The sequence below is a fragment of the Vibrio frigidus genome, assembly GCF_042465995.1.
Classification (GTDB): Bacteria; Pseudomonadota; Gammaproteobacteria; order Enterobacterales; family Vibrionaceae; genus Vibrio.
Genome location: NZ_JBCDMC010000002.1, coordinates 348,044 through 365,255 on the forward strand (window position 1 = coordinate 348,044; position 17,212 = coordinate 365,255).

At 42.6% G+C, this 17,212-nt stretch carries 15 protein-coding genes; 1 reads left to right on the forward strand and 14 read right to left on the reverse strand.

What is annotated here, in order from left to right; translation table 11 throughout:
- Positions 1-10: 10 nt before the first annotated feature.
- On the reverse strand, positions 11-1,141 hold the full coding sequence (locus AACW90_RS05105) for a flagellin (RefSeq protein ID WP_390231739.1): 1,131 nt from the start codon (positions 1,139-1,141) through the stop codon (positions 11-13).
- 857 nt (positions 1,142-1,998) lie between these two features.
- Here AACW90_RS05105 and AACW90_RS05110 point away from each other — a divergent pair.
- A complete protein-coding gene (locus AACW90_RS05110) occupies positions 1,999-3,264 on the forward strand; it encodes a Rid family detoxifying hydrolase (protein ID WP_390231742.1) in 1,266 nt (421 codons plus the stop codon).
- Between the two features lie 426 nt (positions 3,265-3,690).
- Here the strand turns inward: AACW90_RS05110 and AACW90_RS05115 are convergent, their stop codons facing one another.
- The 13 genes from AACW90_RS05115 to AACW90_RS05175 all read right to left on the reverse strand — a co-directional run bounded on the left by AACW90_RS05115 (position 3,691) and on the right by AACW90_RS05175 (position 17,203).
- Positions 3,691-4,845 carry a flagellin gene (locus tag AACW90_RS05115; RefSeq protein ID WP_390231745.1) on the reverse strand — a complete coding sequence of 385 codons (1,155 nt, stop codon included), beginning with the start codon at positions 4,843-4,845 and terminating at the stop codon, positions 3,691-3,693.
- Between the two features lie 387 nt (positions 4,846-5,232).
- Positions 5,233-6,426 carry a flagellar hook-associated protein FlgL gene (gene flgL / locus AACW90_RS05120; RefSeq protein WP_390231748.1) on the reverse strand — a complete coding sequence of 398 codons (1,194 nt, stop codon included), beginning with the start codon at positions 6,424-6,426 and terminating at the stop codon, positions 5,233-5,235.
- A 12-nt stretch (positions 6,427-6,438) separates the two neighbouring features.
- On the reverse strand, positions 6,439-8,313 hold the full coding sequence (flgK, locus tag AACW90_RS05125; protein WP_390231751.1) for a flagellar hook-associated protein FlgK: 1,875 nt from the start codon (positions 8,311-8,313) through the stop codon (positions 6,439-6,441).
- Positions 8,314-8,497: 184 nt separating this feature from the next.
- Positions 8,498-9,421 (reverse strand): flagellar assembly peptidoglycan hydrolase FlgJ, encoded by a 924-nt coding sequence (flgJ, locus tag AACW90_RS05130; protein ID WP_390232070.1) that lies wholly within the window; start codon positions 9,419-9,421, stop codon positions 8,498-8,500.
- A 10-nt stretch (positions 9,422-9,431) separates the two neighbouring features.
- Positions 9,432-10,523: a flagellar basal body P-ring protein FlgI gene (locus AACW90_RS05135; RefSeq protein ID WP_275134492.1), complete on the reverse strand. Its 1,092-nt coding sequence runs from the start codon at positions 10,521-10,523 to the stop codon at positions 9,432-9,434.
- Positions 10,524-10,570: 47 nt separating this feature from the next.
- Positions 10,571-11,350, reverse strand: coding sequence for a flagellar basal body L-ring protein FlgH (gene flgH, locus AACW90_RS05140; RefSeq protein WP_390231755.1), 780 nt, complete (start codon positions 11,348-11,350; stop codon positions 10,571-10,573).
- Positions 11,351-11,382: 32 nt separating this feature from the next.
- Positions 11,383-12,171 carry a flagellar basal-body rod protein FlgG gene (flgG, locus tag AACW90_RS05145; protein WP_195703975.1) on the reverse strand — a complete coding sequence of 263 codons (789 nt, stop codon included), beginning with the start codon at positions 12,169-12,171 and terminating at the stop codon, positions 11,383-11,385.
- Between the two features lie 24 nt (positions 12,172-12,195).
- Positions 12,196-12,945: a flagellar basal body rod protein FlgF gene (locus tag AACW90_RS05150; protein ID WP_275134494.1), complete on the reverse strand. Its 750-nt coding sequence runs from the start codon at positions 12,943-12,945 to the stop codon at positions 12,196-12,198.
- Positions 12,946-13,143: 198 nt separating this feature from the next.
- On the reverse strand, positions 13,144-14,448 hold the full coding sequence (gene flgE, locus AACW90_RS05155; protein ID WP_390231760.1) for a flagellar hook protein FlgE: 1,305 nt from the start codon (positions 14,446-14,448) through the stop codon (positions 13,144-13,146).
- A 27-nt stretch (positions 14,449-14,475) separates the two neighbouring features.
- On the reverse strand, positions 14,476-15,180 hold the full coding sequence (locus AACW90_RS05160) for a flagellar hook assembly protein FlgD (protein WP_275134496.1): 705 nt from the start codon (positions 15,178-15,180) through the stop codon (positions 14,476-14,478).
- 18 nt (positions 15,181-15,198) lie between these two features.
- On the reverse strand, positions 15,199-15,615 hold the full coding sequence (gene flgC, locus AACW90_RS05165; protein ID WP_195703979.1) for a flagellar basal body rod protein FlgC: 417 nt from the start codon (positions 15,613-15,615) through the stop codon (positions 15,199-15,201).
- A 4-nt stretch (positions 15,616-15,619) separates the two neighbouring features.
- Positions 15,620-16,015: a flagellar basal body rod protein FlgB gene (gene flgB, locus AACW90_RS05170; RefSeq protein WP_390231764.1), complete on the reverse strand. Its 396-nt coding sequence runs from the start codon at positions 16,013-16,015 to the stop codon at positions 15,620-15,622.
- A gap of 360 nt (positions 16,016-16,375) precedes the next feature.
- Entirely contained in the window at positions 16,376-17,203 is an 828-nt protein-coding gene (locus AACW90_RS05175) for a CheR family methyltransferase (protein WP_195703981.1), read from the reverse strand.
- Positions 17,204-17,212 lie beyond the last annotated feature (9 nt).

Consider the following 17,212-nt stretch of genomic DNA (forward strand, 5'->3'; position numbering starts at 1 on the left):
GCTGTCAGAATTAACCGAGTAGGCTAAGTGCTGTCTGTGGTGCTTGCTTCGCTTGAGCAAGTATTGACGTTGACGCCTGTTGTAGGATTTGAGACTTAGTCATCGCGGTGGTTTCTTTCGCGAAGTCAGTATCCTTAATTCGGCTGTTAGACGCGTTAACATTCTCGTTAATGTTGTCTAGGTTATTGATTGCGTGGTCGAAACGGTTTTGGAATGCACCAAGCTCACTTCGATGGCTGTCCACATACTTCATCGCAGCATCTACAACAGCGACCGCTTCTTGCGCTCCACCGACAGAAGTCACGTCAAGAGTATCGACCGTTACCGCTGTTGCTGGGCCCATACCAAGCTCACCCGCTAAGGTTCCACTAAATGACACTTCGCCTTCAACATTATTGTTACCAGCAAAAACTTGCAGACGACCGTCTTCATCAACCGAAGCACTCACTGCATCTTGCTGACCATTGATGTACGTTGCTAGCTCTTCAATATCGTCGCCAGCTTTCGCATTAACGGTAAACTCTTGTACATCGCCAGATTTGTTCGTCAAGCCGATAACCATCGTTGCATCTTTCGATACAGCCCAGTCTTTACCTTGACCGTTTTCAGCTTTGTAAGCGCTACCGCCCATCATCGCATTGTCTGAACGCATGTCTTTTAGGCTTAGCATGACCGCTTCACCATTATCTGAACCGATTTGGAAAGATTTCGTTCCGTGCGTACCGTTAAGCAGTTTGTTACCACCAAATGATGTGGTTTCCGCTATTCTGTTTAATTCGTCGTTCAGTGCCGTTACTTCTTCTTGAATCGCTACACGCTCTTGTTTTGAGTTAGAGCCGTTGGCAGATTGAAGTGACAAGTCACGAACACGTTGAAGGATGTTCGATGTTTCTTTCATCGCACCTTCAGCGGTTTGGGCAATCGAAATACCGTCGTTTGCATTTCGTACTGCTACGTCTAAGCCACGGCTTTGTGCATTCAAACGATTCGAGATTTGTAGACCCGCTGCATCGTCTTTTGCGTTGTTGATTTTAAAGCCAGAAGATAGGCGTTCCATTGAGCTGTTTAGGTCGCTCGCGGCGCCAGACAAGTGACGTTGTGCTGTCATTGCGGCTACGTTTGTATTTACATTTACTGCCATGGTGATTCTCCAATTGATTTTCCGTTAAAGCGGTTTCCGACGTCTCAGAAAACCAAGTAGTTCTCTCAAAGTTACTTTCATTAACGGCTCATATGTAGAATCCTTTAGAAAAAAATTCGTTTTTTTTTACTAATTATTTCTAGCCACCTACAAATGTGACCTTTCTCATAAAAATCAAACAAAGCCTACCAATAGAGCTAAAGATTTTATTTAAATCGCCGAGAGCAAGGGGTTTTAAAAAAAATATTAGGATAAGATAGCGCCACAAGTCAGCAGCCTTGCTGCATTAAATTTGTGTTTTTGTTTCTTCAATAGATAGGTAGATAACGAACACTGAGTAGCATTCGTGACGGTTCATCAGAAGGTAAACTCAGCAACTTTTGAATATACTTAATTTGAGCAAGGAACAAATAGACTTAATATAACGAAGAGAATTAGCAACACCGAACGGATTTTTTGGCCTATATTGAAAATGACTTTAATTTCAATATCATCAAGAATCAACCTGACACTACTTCAGTTTAACGATATTTTTGACTTATTCCGAGATCAGAACCACTTATTGAAAAGAATAAACAAAAGTAATGATTTTCTTGTATAAACATCTGATTTATATACGACATTTCTACCAAAGTGCCGATATTTGCTTTTAATCAACTCACTTTGATTTATTTTTTTTAATTGTTTTATTTGAAATGTTAATTTGATATTTATGGCCTCCTAATTTAGACCGCAAAGACTTGCAACACATCAATTCTTATTTAAAAGATTTTGATTATTCAATTTACTATTCATTTAACACACAGTCGAACTGACATTCACATAAACATTTTATATCAAATAGGAGAAATATAGATATGAGTGGAAATATCATTAAAGTTTCAAGAAACACAGACAATGCACCGAAGCGTACTGCCTCTACACAAACCGTCGCTTTCTCTCATTACAATAATATTTCAGCGCAATTACCTGTCGACCCTGAAACAGGCAAACTTGTCACGGGGAATGTAAAAGAGCAGGCAAGGCAGTGTTTAGCCAATATTAAAGCCATTGTAGAAAGCATCGATCACGTGATGGACGACGTTGTTAAAATCAATGTATTCCTTAAAAACATCTCAGATACTGACGCTGTTAACGATGTCTACGCCGCTTTCTTCCAAGGCGATCTTCCTACCCGTACCACAGTCGCGATTGCGGCTTTGCCTATGAGTGATGCTTTAGTGCAAATGGACGCCCTTATTTCAAACGGCGAAGGCACTGCACCACAAGATCCTTGCGACCTTATTAAACTGTCAAACAACACTGAGAATGCACCAATAAACTCTGTCTCGACACAAACTGTCGCTTTTTCTCATTACAACAATATTTCAGCGCAGCTACCTGTCGACCCTAAAACGGGTGAAATTGTTGAAGGTGGTATAAAAGCGCAGACTAAGCAGTGTCTACAAAATATCAAGGAAGTCTTAACCAGTATCGATGTGCCTTTTGACGACATTGTCAAAATCAATCTTTTTGTTAAAGACCTTTCGGATATGGATGCAGTAAACGACGTCTACTCAACATTCTTTCCAGATTCGTCAATCGCTCGGAGCGTAGCCTATGTGCCTGCGCGAACCACTGTTGCCGCTTCCGCTTTACCGATGGGTGCGTTGGTACAAATTGATGCCGTTGTGTCTCACGGAGATGGTACTCCACCACAAGCGGTTGAAGATAGACATGGTCTTATTATCAGAGCACACAATACGGAAAATGCACCAAAATGCACTCTACATACTCAAACGGTCGCTTTTTCCCACTACAATCATATTTCAGGCCAATTACCTTTGAATCCAAAAACTAGTGAAATGGTTTTGGGTGATGTTAATGACCAGGCGAAACAATGCCTAGACAATATCAAGGCCATTGTGGAAAGTGTCGGTCACGTGATGGATGACATTGTGAAAATTAATATTCAGCTTAAAGATATCACCGATATTGATACCGTCGACGAGGTGTACTCCACATTCTTCAATGGTGACCTTCCAGCAAGAACAACCGTAGGTGTTTCCGCTATCCCAATGGATGCTTTGATTCAGATTGATGCCGTGGTTTCTAACTGTGAAGGAACGCCTCCACAGGTATAATCAACATTGAATGGTCACTGAGTTGCCCTCAATGGCCATAAATTGAATTAAATTTTAGATTATTATAGAACCAACAAAGCCTCGACATTTGTCGAGGCTTTGTTGGTTGAAAGGTGAGCAAACCTAACACCGTGCTTTTCTCAAACAAATTTGTAAATCGAGCTTGAATTTCAGGTAGAGAAAAGCCCCATTTCCTTTGAGAGAACTGGGGCCGGTCAGGTCGCAAGCCAGATTGCCTATGTGGAGATCGAGAGAAATAACACATAACTGGCTTAACGATAACATTTTAACTTTCTGTCTTTTGGCAGTGAGAGTGAGAGAGCCGCCAGACTTCATTTTAAAATGCCATTGCCAATATAACTTTACTCAACGTCGGTTCACGTCTGCGCCAACTAATGCAGAGTAATGCTAAATCTGTAATATCGACTACTGAAGCAGCGACAATGCAGAGTTTGGCAATTGTTTTGCTTGAGCAAGTATGGAAGTACCTGCCTGTTGCAAAATTTGGTTTTTCGTAAGTTCCGTCGTTTCTTTGGCAAAATCAGTATCTTTGATCCGGCTCTTCGACGATTCCACGTTTTCTTGAATATTGGACAAGTTATTAATGCTGTGACTAAGCCTGTTTTGTTGTGCACCTAAGTCTGCACGCTGGCTGTCAACATAGGTAAGGGCAGCATCAATAACACCAACTGCATTTTGTGAGCCCTTAACGCTTGTCACATCAATATCTTGTGCGGTGGTAACGCGCGCTTCTGAGCCTGCGATACCAATCTCTGAAGCAAGAGAGCCTGAAATATCAAGACCACCCGCAATTTTTGGATTCGCTACAAAGAGCTGTAAGTTACCACCCTCTCCAACGGATGCCGACAATTTGTCTGTCTGACCATTTATGTAGGTCGCAAGCTCTTCGATATCATCACCCGCTTTCGCTTGGATATCTATTACCAACTCTTCATTGTTGGCGTCAGCTGCGAAGGTAAACTTGATATCGAGTTTATCCGCCGGTACACCCCAATCGCTGCCAATGACCTTCCCTTCAGGAAGCTCTGCATTGAATGTCTCGCCACCCATGCGGAAATCATCAGCACGAATGCTGGTCAATCCCATGATCATTGCTTCACCCGAGTTAGCGCCTATCTGGAACGCCGCTTCACCAAAGGAGCCATTCAGAAGTCGACGGCCACCAAACGAGGTGGTTTCTGCAATACGATTAAGCTCATCTTGTAGAGCAGTCACTTCTTCGTTTATCGCAACGCGTTCAGACAAAGAGTTAGAACCATTAGCCGATTGAAGTGACAAATCACGCATGCGGGTTAGAATTGCCGATGACTCATTCATTGCGCCTTCTGCCGTCTGAGCAATGGAAATACCATCGTTAGCATTACGCATAGCAACATCAAGACCGCGAGATTGCGAATTCAATCGATTCGAAATTTGTAGGCCCGCAGCATCATCTTTAGCACTATTTATTTTGTGCCCAGATGACAAACGTTCCATTGACGTGTTTAGGTTTTCAGTCGCCTTATTTAAGTAGCGCTGAGTCGTCATCGCCGCGACGTTAGTACTTACTGTTACAGCCATTTTATGCTCTCCTATTGAGTTCGCAAGGTTTCTGCGAAGCGGTCAGCTTTAGTCTCATTTGGATAAGCACTGACCGTATATTTACTTGCTGAACTAAGTGCCACTGTTCTCACTTAATTCATTACCAATTATTTTGTCTACTTGTATACATTCAAGTAGTGTGCCACTTTTTTGTTTTATTTTAAAAATTAAATTTATTATTTATTTTCAAATGGTTATATTACAAAAAATTTAAACTCTACCTTTATTTGTTCATTGCGGTACTTTGAAAAACGGCAATAATTTGCTGTCTTTTCATGCTATGACAACTATTGCCTCTTTAACTGATTGTCATATAACTGGTCATTATTCCGCACATATGGCTCTAGCACATATGGCAAAGGAAAATTAGATATAGTTAAACAACGTCAGGTCTTTCGTTTTGCCAAAAGCTTTTTGTGATGCCTCCAGTGCAAGCGAGTTCTCATTAAATTCGATCACCGCTTGTGAATAATCAAGATCTTCAAAGGCACTTTTTGACTTTGCTAGTGTTAGCTTAAAATCTTCATGCAAGTCCGTTTGAATATCGAGCGTATTCAGACGCGCACCAACATCCGTCCTAGCTTTACCAAGATGAATAAACGCGGCGTCAAATTCTTTGGTCAGTCTATGCAATTCAGCCGTTGCCGACGCATCGGATACGGAGGCATCTGAAAGTTCGATAACTTGTTTAAAGCTATCAAAAATATTCACGGTTTCTTTGGGTTCCAACGTAAAAGAATCACCCGCCGTTATCTGTCCACGAATCAGGATCGATAGGTCTTCATATTTAATCCCTTTTCTCGGGTCAAACTCTTCTGTTTGTACCGCACTACCATCTTTATCTAGTTGGTAACCGTATTTCCCCGTTCCCATATCAACAAAGGTAATCGTATATTGGGAATCATCCGTACTGTCTAGATTGGTTGCGCGCTCAAGCAATAATTCTGATGCAGGCTGTAACTGATAACTCGGTTTGTAATCACCAAATGGATTATCAACCTCCATATACAACTTACTACCAGGGTCATTCAATGCCATTTCCAGTTGATTCGAAATTCTCATCTTGCGCTGATAATCATCTCCGGAATAAGTGACATTGTTTTCATTGTCTCGAAAGAAAGGCTGATTTTTAGGTTTCGTACCTGCAAAAATATAGTTACCTGACTCATCTTGGCTATTCGCTAGGTTAAGCAGATTGCTAAATGTCTCTTGTATCTCTCGGGTTTTCGCTAATCGATCTTCCTTTGAATGCGAACCATTGATCATCTCCATAACCGTTCTTTTTGCCTGATCCGCGTACTCTTCAGAGTTCGCTACCAATACTTCATGGTGTTCAAGGCGGTTTCGGGTAAGTACGATCGCATCCATATATTGACGAAGCTGTTCTGATTGCTGCCCAAGATTTTGAATATAGTGCGTGGCAAGTGGATCATCACTGGCGTTGAGTAGTTTCTTACCGGAAGCCAATTGCGCCTGATTGTGGACAATCTTTGCCTCTTGCCTACGAAGATCGTTTTGAACCGCTTGGTAATTATGAAAACTTGATATTCTTCCTACCATCTAATTACCCTCCTACCGCAATGCCAAAATGGTGTTAAACGTATCGTTTGCAGCTTGCATGATACGAGATGATGCCATATACGATTGCTGGAACTTCATCATATTGGCCGCTTCTTCATCTAAATTTACACCGGAGATTTCGGCAACACGTTCTTGTGCCGATTCGTTTTCAAGACGTGCCACATCTGACAGTCTAGAGGCGGTAGACATCTTCAATCCCATATTGGTATTGAGGTCATGGTAAAGCTGTAAAATCGTAGAATTATTGTCGTTCAAGTTTTTTGCTGTCTGAAGATCCTGCATTTTGCGCAGATTGCCGTTGTCACCTTCTGAAGCAGTAAGGTTTGCCGCAAATCTATCATTCGCAATAGCCCCTTTTGTTAGTTCAAAGGTTGTACCTTGAACGGTAACAGGCCCAGAAGATGGGTAATCTTGTGGTTTTAGCAGTACCTTTCCATCCATATCCAATACGGCAAACTGATCACCTTTTGGAGAGATCACTACTTGAAATTCTTTTAATTCGCCAGCAACTAACACATGAAAGTCGGCATCACCTTGTTCAAAAGTAGCCGAACTCTCGTAGCTTTGAGCGGCAATAGTTGCCGGATCATTCATGACAACTTTCATCTGTTCCGCACCAAATCTTACCGGACGCAGAATTATTTTTTCACCTGCACGAGGAGAGTTATTCATTTCAACTCTCATGCCATCGATATACAGTGCGGAATCTTTAGGCTCTACCTGCACAACCTCTCCAGTTGGCTTAATCACGGTGTAGTCACTACCGTCATATCTAAGATGGTAATCACCTGGATTTATCTTCGAAATATCATCAATATAAACCGCCAAATCGGCTTGCGAGTTTTTCTCCAATATAACTCGAGATTTCGCGACACGTTCGGAGTTCACATCGGTAAACACAAGAGAACCGATATCGCCTTTTAAATCTAAACCTTGAGCTTGTAGCTCATTAACGGCATAAGAAATAGAAGTAGCAACGCGGCCTAATTCATCCTGAACATAAGGAATAAACTCATCTCTCACTCTAAAAAGAGACTCTAGTTTGCCGTCTATGCCTTTATGATTAATCGCTTTTATTCCCTTGCCTTCGATTAACGCGAGTTCGCGCTGCTGTGGGTCGGGTGAACCATCAATCATGGTCAATCGACTCGATTCCACCCCAGAAACGAGATTATGTCCGCTGCCAATATGTATATTGAAACCTTCGTTATTGTTGCGCGGCGTAACCGTTACTTTTGTGTATTCCGATAGCTCTTTTACTAACTTTTCATGCTTATCCATCAAGTCATTATGCGGACCAGGAGTACGCATCATTAACCTATGTAAATCTTTGATATCACTACCAATTTGATTTATTCTTTCGACAGATAGGTCAAGTTTTTTATTAATATTTGAAGACTGTTGACGCACCGTTTCGTAAAACGTATTAAGATTTTGGCTGACCAGCCCTGCCTTCTCTAACACCACTTTACGTGCACCCATGTCATTAGGGGAATCGGCTAACGTTTTGACTGAATCGAACCACTCATTAATATTTTCTGGTATTTTTTTCGAAGCAAGCGAAGAGAGCATACTCGTCAACATGCCCAAGTTTTCTTCATCATCTTCACGTAACGCTTTGCTTGTTGTCGAAACATTAAGTTCGTTGACGGCAAAGTGATCCCAAGAGCGGCGAACATTTTCCACATGCACGCCCATGCCATAAGTTTCACCACCATATTGGCGAGGCGAATTTGTCCCCTGGATTACCGATTGGCGACTATAGCCTTCGGTATTCGCATTCGATATGTTATGACCAGTGGTGTTGAGTTGTCTCTGAGCAGTTAATACGCTCTGAGTACCAACATTCAACAAGTCCGACGCCATAATGCCCCCAGTGAAACTACTTAAAATGGATGTTTTTGATTAACTTAATGAGTATGTAGCAAGGTATGTGCCAAGTTCGTAATGTGCGGAGGTCGCATCAATTTGAGGGGAAATAAACATAAAAATCTGTAAAGTAGGGAGGAAGGGCAACACAATAAAAAAGAAGCGTTGCCGCTTCTTTTCGTTACATCTTATCGATTCGTTCTTTAACCTGCAGAACTTTGTCCGCATACGCTGGATCCGTTGCATAACCCGCTTGATGCAAGCCTCTGATAAACGATTCAGAGTTATTGTTCTGTGAGAGCGTTGTTTCGTATCGTGGATTCTGGTTAAGAAAACGAACGAAATCGTTAAAACTTTCTTCGTAGGTATCGTAAGAACGAAATGCCGCTTTCTCTTTCACTGGTACATTGTCATGAAACTCTAAGGTTTGAGTCGCAATTTTATCGCCTTTCCAGCTTCTATCCGCTTTGATATTAAAAAGGTTGTTGCTGCTACCAACCGAGTTCTGAATCACTTTATTACCCCAACCGGTTTCCAACGCCGCTTGAGCGATAAGGATAGAAGGGTCGACGCCAAGTGCTTTGGCTGCTCTATCAGCGTAAGGTTGCAGAGACTGCACAAAATGCTCTGGGCTATCAAATCTGCCATTGGATTGAACTTTATTAGCCGCCATAACGGAAAGGGCTTCATCCGCTACTTCACCCGCTTTTGATTGTTCTACCGGCAAACGTAACGACGTATCAAGAGCAGCATTACGCATAACCAGTTCACTATCATCTGTTTTTGCACCAGAACTTAATTGAGCAACAATCATATCCGCAAGCCCCAAAGAACCTGTGGCACTGAGCTCACTGGCCATCTGTTCATCTTGCATTTGACGATAGAAATCTTGATTTTGGCTCTTCATCAAATCAGATTCAAAAGCTGAATTAGCATCACGCATTGACTTGAAAAGCATAGCGGTAAAAATGGATTCAAACTGTTTTGCCGCGGCTTTTAATGCCTCTTTATTATCACCATCATCACTGCTCACTGCGTCTTGACGAAGCTTATCTAAGCTTGCAATATCGTGAATAAAACCGACGTCATTTGCATTATTTATCATCATGTTGCCCTTAAATAATAATCAGCTGACCTTCGATCGCGCCCGCTTGCTTTAATGCCTGTAAAATCGCCATTAGATCCGACGGTGCCGCACCTACTTCATTCACTGCTCTCACCAAGTCATCCAATGTTAGCCCCGGCTGAAAATTAAACATCTTGCCTTGCTTCTCTGTCACTTCAATCGTTGAGTCCGGAGTGACCACCGTTTGACCACCAGCGAATGCGTTTGGTTGACTCACATTTAGATTCTCTTTAATCGCAACCGTCATTCCACCATGGGTAACGGCAGCGGCCTTTAACCTTACGTGTTGTCCAACAACAATCGTCCCTGTTCTTGAATTAACAATAATCTTTGCTGCACCGTCTGCTGGGTTAAACTCAAGATTCTCGATTGCAGAAAGAAATGCGACACGCTGACTTACATCACGAGGTGCTCTAACCCGAACAGATGTAGAGTCAATAGCCGACGCCATTTGCGGGCCAAGGAAACTATTCACGGCGTCCGCCAAACGTTGAGCTGTAGTAAAATCTGACTCAACCAAATTAAACGTTATAAAGTCACCACGACCAAATGGGCTTGGAATTTCACGTTCCACACTCGCCCCACTGGAAATCAGACCAACCGTTGGGTTATTCCCAACTAATTTTGAGCCATCAGCGCCTTCCGCACTGAATCCACTTACCACAAGATTACCTTGGGCAATCGCATAGACTTCACCATCCAGACCTTTTAGGAAGGTTTGGATTAATGTTCCACCGCGTAAACTTTTTGCAGAGCCAATAGACGATACCGTGACATCCACTTTTTGACCCTGCTTTGAAAAGGCAGGTAATTCAGCCGTCACGATAACGGCAGCCACATTCTTCGTTTTAGGCTTGGTGCCGGGTGGCAATTGTATGCCAAAATTTTGCAGCATCGCATTGAAGCTCTGGTCGGTAAACGGTGTAGACTCACCCGTACCCGGTAAACCAGTGACCAAACCATAACCGACTAATTGGTTACTACGAACCCCCGCTACCTCTGCGACGTCTTTAATTCGTGCGGCATAAGCAGATGTTGCCATCATTGCTATACCTACTACCATTACCGCTAATTTGTTCATCGCATAAGCCTTATGTTAACCGTCAAATCTTCGACTATCCCGCTCTATTATAGAGAGACATTAAAGAATCGTGCCAAGAATCCAGGTTCTTGCATATCTTGTTGTGTTCCGGTACCAGAATAGCGAATTCGAGCGTTAGAAATTCGATTTGATGCAATGGTATTGTCAAAGCTAATATCATCCGGTCGAATGGTGCCACTTAAACGAATGTATTCATCTCCAGCGTTCAATGTTAACCATTTTTCCCCACGAATCACTAAGTTGCCGTTAGCCAACACCTCAATAACCTCGACGGTGATAGAACCACTCAAGCTGTTACTCTGATTGGCTGTCGCTTCACCACTGAATTTATTGTCATTGCTTAACTCATAGGAAAAATCATAGTCACCAATCGTCAGTGGCTTGCCGCCAACCGCAAGTGGGTCCATTGACGAATCATTGCTCTTACTAAGGTCAGCGTCAGCACTTTTCGCCGCTTTGGTCTGTTCTTCCATCATCACAGTTACTATGTCACCAATGCCATGAGGCTTAGAATCATCGTATAGATTGGTAGCAAAACCGGTATTAAAAAGTGATCCTGTCGCCGCTGCATAATGTTCAGGTTTGTCTTTTGGATGAATAGGAGCCCAAGCAGGATCGCCCGCAATAGGGTCATCTCGAGTTCTCAAAACATCAATAAGACCAGAGTCTTCTGCTTCCGACTGATCACCTTCAACGGCGTCAACCAAGGTTGTACTCTGTTCTACGTCGGTGCCTTCGTCCGTTGGCGATAACATAGTGCAACCCGACATTGTCATGATCAAAACTAACCCAAATATACGTTTCATAGCGACTTACTCATCTCAATTTATGACTTACGTTATAGCTGTTGATTCACAAAGCTCTGCATCTTATCTACCGCAGAGATGACTTTTGAATTCATTTCGTAAACGCGTTGGGCCTCAATCATGTTCACTAACTCTTCCGTCACATTCACGTTGGAAGTCTCTAGCATCGATTGACGAACTGAGCCTAAACCATCTAATCCGGGTACACCCTCGGTTGGCTCACCACTTGCTCCGGTCGGTAAATAAAGGTTCTGACCTATCGGCTCTAAACCACCGGGGTTAATAAAGTCGACCGTTGTTATTTGACCAACGACTTGGTTATCTTGCTGTCCTCTAAGTCGAACAGACACTTCACCGTCATTGCCGATAGTGATAGAGATAGAATCATCGGGAATGATAATTTCTGGATCCAACGAATAGCCAGACCCTGAGGTGACAATTGCCCCCTCGTCATTGAGTGTGAACTGACCATTTCGGCTATAACCCATGTTGCCGTCTGGCAAGACGATTTGGAAGAAACCATCCCCTTCTATCATCATATCTAGTGAATTAGTCGTGGTTTGCGCATTACCATTGGTATGTATTTTTTGCGTTGCGACGACTTTAGAACCCGCACCTAACATAAGACCACTCGGCAGCTCAGTATTTTGTGATGATTGGCCGCCGGGCTGATTAATATTCTGGTAAAAGAGATCCTCAAAAACAGGTCGGCTCTTTTTGTAGCCTATGGTTGAGGCGTTAGCCAAGTTGTTTGATATGGTCGAGATGTTCGTTTGTTGAGCATCTAAACCTGTTTTACTTACCCATAATGCCGGATGCATAACTAATCCCCTTCACTCAATCCGTTAGCTCATACGTAGCAGAGAGTCAGATGCTTTATCCATCTCTTCTGCGCTGCTCATCAGTTTTACTTGCATCTCAAACTGACGCTGTATATCGATCAAACTTGTCATTTCGCCAATGGCACTTACGTTACTGCCTTCGACAGCACCAGTCATAATGCTCACACCTGCATCTGCTTCGAAAAACTGGTTTGGGTCTTTTGCTTTGAATAAACCATTAGAATCTTTGAATAGGTCGCGGTTATTTGGACGTGACAGCTTAATACGATCCACCTCTTCCATTGCATTGGGTGGCGCACCTTTAGGCAATACAGAAATCGTACCATCACGACCAATCTCAATTTTCGCAATTGGTACCGGTAAGGTTATTGGCGCGCCAGATTCACCGAGCACTAGATGACCAGTACCATTCGTCAATAACCCTGACTCATCAATATGTAGATTGCCGTTACGAGTTAAGCCTTCTTTACCCGTTTTATCTAATACCGATATCCAACCATCACCCTCAATCGTGACATCGAGATCACGTCCTGTGGTAATAACACTACCTTGAGCAAAATTTTGGCCTGGGCGTTCTGTCATGCTAAATACACGAGACGGCAAACCCTCACCGTAGGCTTGCATAGAACGAGCTTGTGCGAGATCGGCGCGAAAACCTGTCGTACTCACGTTTGCTAGGTTGTTCGCTCTTAATTGCATCTCTTGCATGTTTTGCTTAGCGCCACTCATGGCAAGAAACAGTGCACGATCCATAATTTTGCTCCAAAAATTCAGTTACTGAACCTAATAAAGCAAGAGACGTGCCAATTATTTTTATTGATAAAAAACAATAAGATAAGAGCATAAACTAAAAAAGAGTTATTACATGGCAGATGAAGAAGGGAAGTTTGCTGCCTGAGCGGCAACGACACCCAAACGCTATAAAACGATTGGGTATCTCAGAAGATTGCGTTAACGAATTTGCAAGATAGTCTGTTGAGTCTGGTTATGTACTTCTAGCGAACGGGAGTTTGCTTGGAAGTTACGTTGCGCAGAAATCAAATCCACTAGCTCTTGTGTCATATCAATGTTTGACTGCTCTAATGTACCGTTAGAAATGGTGCCATATGACCCTTTGTTAGACTCACCCCAAATTTTATCACCAGAGAACTGAGTGGAATCCCACTGAGTGCCTCCTTTTTTATCTAGGCCTTGTTCGTTAGCAACCCGTACTAGTGCGACTCGACCTAACGTGACATTCTCACCGTTAGAATAAGTCCCTAAAATACTGCCTGTTTCATCAAAGTCTAGTTTAGTAAGAAAACCTGTTGTTGCGCCATCTTCATCAAATTTGGTCAATTCAAACGGGGCAGCAAACTGTGTCGCTCCATCCAGCTTAAATGACATTAATTGCGTCGTATCGGCACCATTCAAGTCTATTGCATTTGGCCCTACACCTAGCTGTTCAGTAACGATATTATTACCGCTGTTGATACTAGCAAGTGTACCGTCTGTGTTGAACTTGACTGTATGTCCAATATGACCGGCTGCATTTTGTGCATCACCGCCGGTAATATTCAGCGGTTTTTCACCCACTTTGTCCGTGACCGTATAATACGTTTGCCATGTGTTGGGCTGGGTCATATCTTTCAAATAATACGATGACAATTTGTAAGACTGACCCATCGAATCATAGATGGTTGAGGAAGTTGAGCGGTTATATGTCTCTTTATCTGAAAAATCAAACAGAGCTGGATCTTTTAAGTCACCATTCGCCGGTAAATTCACACCCACTTCTACGTTCGCCGTCTGCTTCGGTTTACCAAACTCAGGCGGAACTTGAAGAGGCGATGGCTCATATGACAGTACATCACCGGTATCCTTATTCACTTGATAACCTAATAGGAACTCTTCATCAGAAGTGACCATATAGTTATCTTTGTTCAGGTGAAAAGCGCCATTTCGAGTTATTTCATTTTGCTGTGGAACCATACGATCTTTTGATACAGCAAAGAAACCTGTACCACCAATGCGTAAGTCCATAGGGTTGTTAGTATAAACACTAGAACCTTCATGGAATTGTTGAGCAACCTTACTTGGTTGAACACCACCACCAGGCGTGGTTTTTGCGTTAGTAAATACTGAACTCGAATACACATCACCAAACTCTGCACGTGACTCTTTAAAGCCAAAAGTGTTTGCGTTAGCAATGTTGTTACTGGTTGTATTTAGATCCAATTGAGCAGCGGATAAACCGCTTAAAGCTACATATGACATTTCAATTTCCTCTTATCTAGCTAGCGTTTACGCTTTGCCAACTTCTAGTACTTCAGCAAGTTTAACTGGCGATTCAAAGCCAGCCAGATTGAGCAGTACATTCCCATCGCCTTTACCTAAAAGAACACTATTCACATTCGCATAAGTCGAAACTTCAAACTCTGTGCTTTGTCCTTCCATTAGGCCACCGGCTTTAACATTATATTTACCGGCTGGCGTCGGAACACCGTTTTCGTCTTTACCGTCCCATTCAACACGGCTATCACCCGCAGGGGTAGCACCAACATCAAGTGTTCGTACTAACTGGCCAAGTTCATTCTCGATTCTGACAAAAAGATTATCGACAGACTGAGGTAACTTAACCATGGCCGCCATGCCAGCGTTTTCCGCTTTAAGGCCTGCGACACCAGGAACCAATACATCACGCCCTACTAGCGTTGAAGCTTGTAATGCTTGATTAGAGGTCATCGATGAATTTAAGTTTTCAAACTGTCCATTCATCTGATTGATGCCATCAACGGTCGCAAATGAAGCCATTTGCGCAATCATCTGGTCATTGCCGACCGGCTTAAAGGGGTCTTGTTGAGCAAGTTGCTTAGTGAGCAGTGATAAGAAGTCCTCTTGTTTGAGTTCTTGCTTACCTGTTGTCTCAGTAGGCTTTTTTTGATCTTGAAGCGCTTTAAGCTGGTCTACATAGGACAAGCCGCTCTGACCAACGTCGTTGATTGCCATTACGCTATCTCCTTATCCTTATTGACCCATCTGCAGCGTACGCAGCAGCATTTGTTTACTTGCATCTGCAACCTGGACATTCGTTTGATATGAACGGGAAGCAGAAATCATGTTTGCCATTTCTTCCATTACATTAACGTTTGGCTTGTAAATATAGCCTTCATCGTTAGCGAGTGGATGTTCGGGGTTATACTCCGCTTGAAGAGGCTTATCGCTCTCGACAATTCCTAACACCTTAACCGGAACATTATGGTCACGGTTAAAACCGGCCTTATTTAACTCTGCACCAAATACAGCATGACGAGCTCTATATGTCTCTTTTGCTGAGCCACTAATGCTGTCTGCATTGGCAAGGTTACTTGAGGTTGTATTTAGACGAACAGACTCAGCACTCATCGCAGAACCCGTCACATTGAATACGTTAAATAAACTCATCTAATTATTCCCCTCTTATTGCCTTGGTTAAATTCTTAAATTTACCACCTAAGAAATCTAGTGATGCTTGGTGTCTGATCTGGTTCTGCATAAACAAGTTACGCTCCAAATCCACATCTACAGTATTGCCATCACCAGTGTCAGGCTGTGTAGGAACTCGGTACTTCACATCCCCAGTCACATTGGAAGAGGCAGCGATATGCCGCTCGTTGGTACGGTTAAGACCAAAGCTTGCCTCTGACGTTGCCGCCTGAAGTGCTCTTTGAAAATCCATTCCTTTTGACTTATAGCCCGGCGTATTCGCTTGCGCAATGTTTGTAGAGATTATCTCTGCATTGCGTTCACGCGTACCAACAGTATGTTGGTGAATACCTAAAGCGTTGTTAAAAGAAATGGCCATGCCGTACCTCTACCATAAAAATGACTTACTACTGAAATTAAAAGCAATCTTCATGCCAAAATACAAAAACACGTCAATTTCTTCTCTTCTCAGTGATGCAACGAATTGTTGCAAGTAAACATTTGCAACAATTAAGCCAAGAAATTGAACTCTATTTGAAATGTCGATCTAAGAATAGCGGAATGTAGCAAGAAGGGCGAATCTTAACAAAATCGAATTCAGGCTTTAGTAGCCAATGATATCAATTCCAATAATTATGCGATCAAAATGAATTCGATTCTACGAACCGATCAAAAATAAAAAAAGGAGTGGCATAATAGCCACTCCTTTTTTTCATCTTCAGTGTTATTACATTTCAATCTATTTAAGTCTATAAATAATACCCGGGTTACATCTCACCATTTCAAAACGGTCAGTGAGCCCAGTTAACGATTCTGAAGCACCCAGTAACAAATACCCTCCTGGGTTCAGCGAGTTCGCTATTGAGTTCAGAACTTGAGACTTCATGTCTGGCGAAAAATAGATAAGAACATTTCGACAAAAAACAATGTCAAACTTTCCTAGCAACACATAGCTTTCCATTAAATTCTGAGGGCGAAAATTAACGAATCGCTTAACGTTATCTTTAACTTTCATTCTGCCGTCGCCTGCATCTTCAAAATAGGTACGTCGACGTTCAGGAGAAAGCCCTCTTCCCAGCGCTAAGCTATCATAGACACCAGCGCGGCACATATCGAGCATACTGGCAGAAATATCCGTCGCAGTTATAGAAACATTTGGAATCAGACCCGGTCTCTTTTGCTGGGTCTCTAATATTGTCATTGCCATTGAATACGCTTCTTGACCAGAAGAACTCGCCGCTGACCAGATCTTAATTGGTCTTTTACGCTCAGCGACTTCTGGTAAAAGCTTCTCTGCCAATACAGTAAAGGGATAACCATCGCGAAACCATAGCGTTTCATTCGTTGTCATTGCATCGACTGCTGCAATCCGCAATTCGCGGTTTCTACCTGTGACCACATTTCTCAATAAATCAGATAACGAATCGAGCTTAAACTTATTAACTAGCGGGCTCAAACGGCTACGCACAAGGTATTGCTTGCTGTCACCTAATACGATGCCGCATTGTGATTCCAGAAAGCGGCTAAAGTCACGGTACTCTTGATCACTTATCGTAATAGCTGTCATTAATTTCTC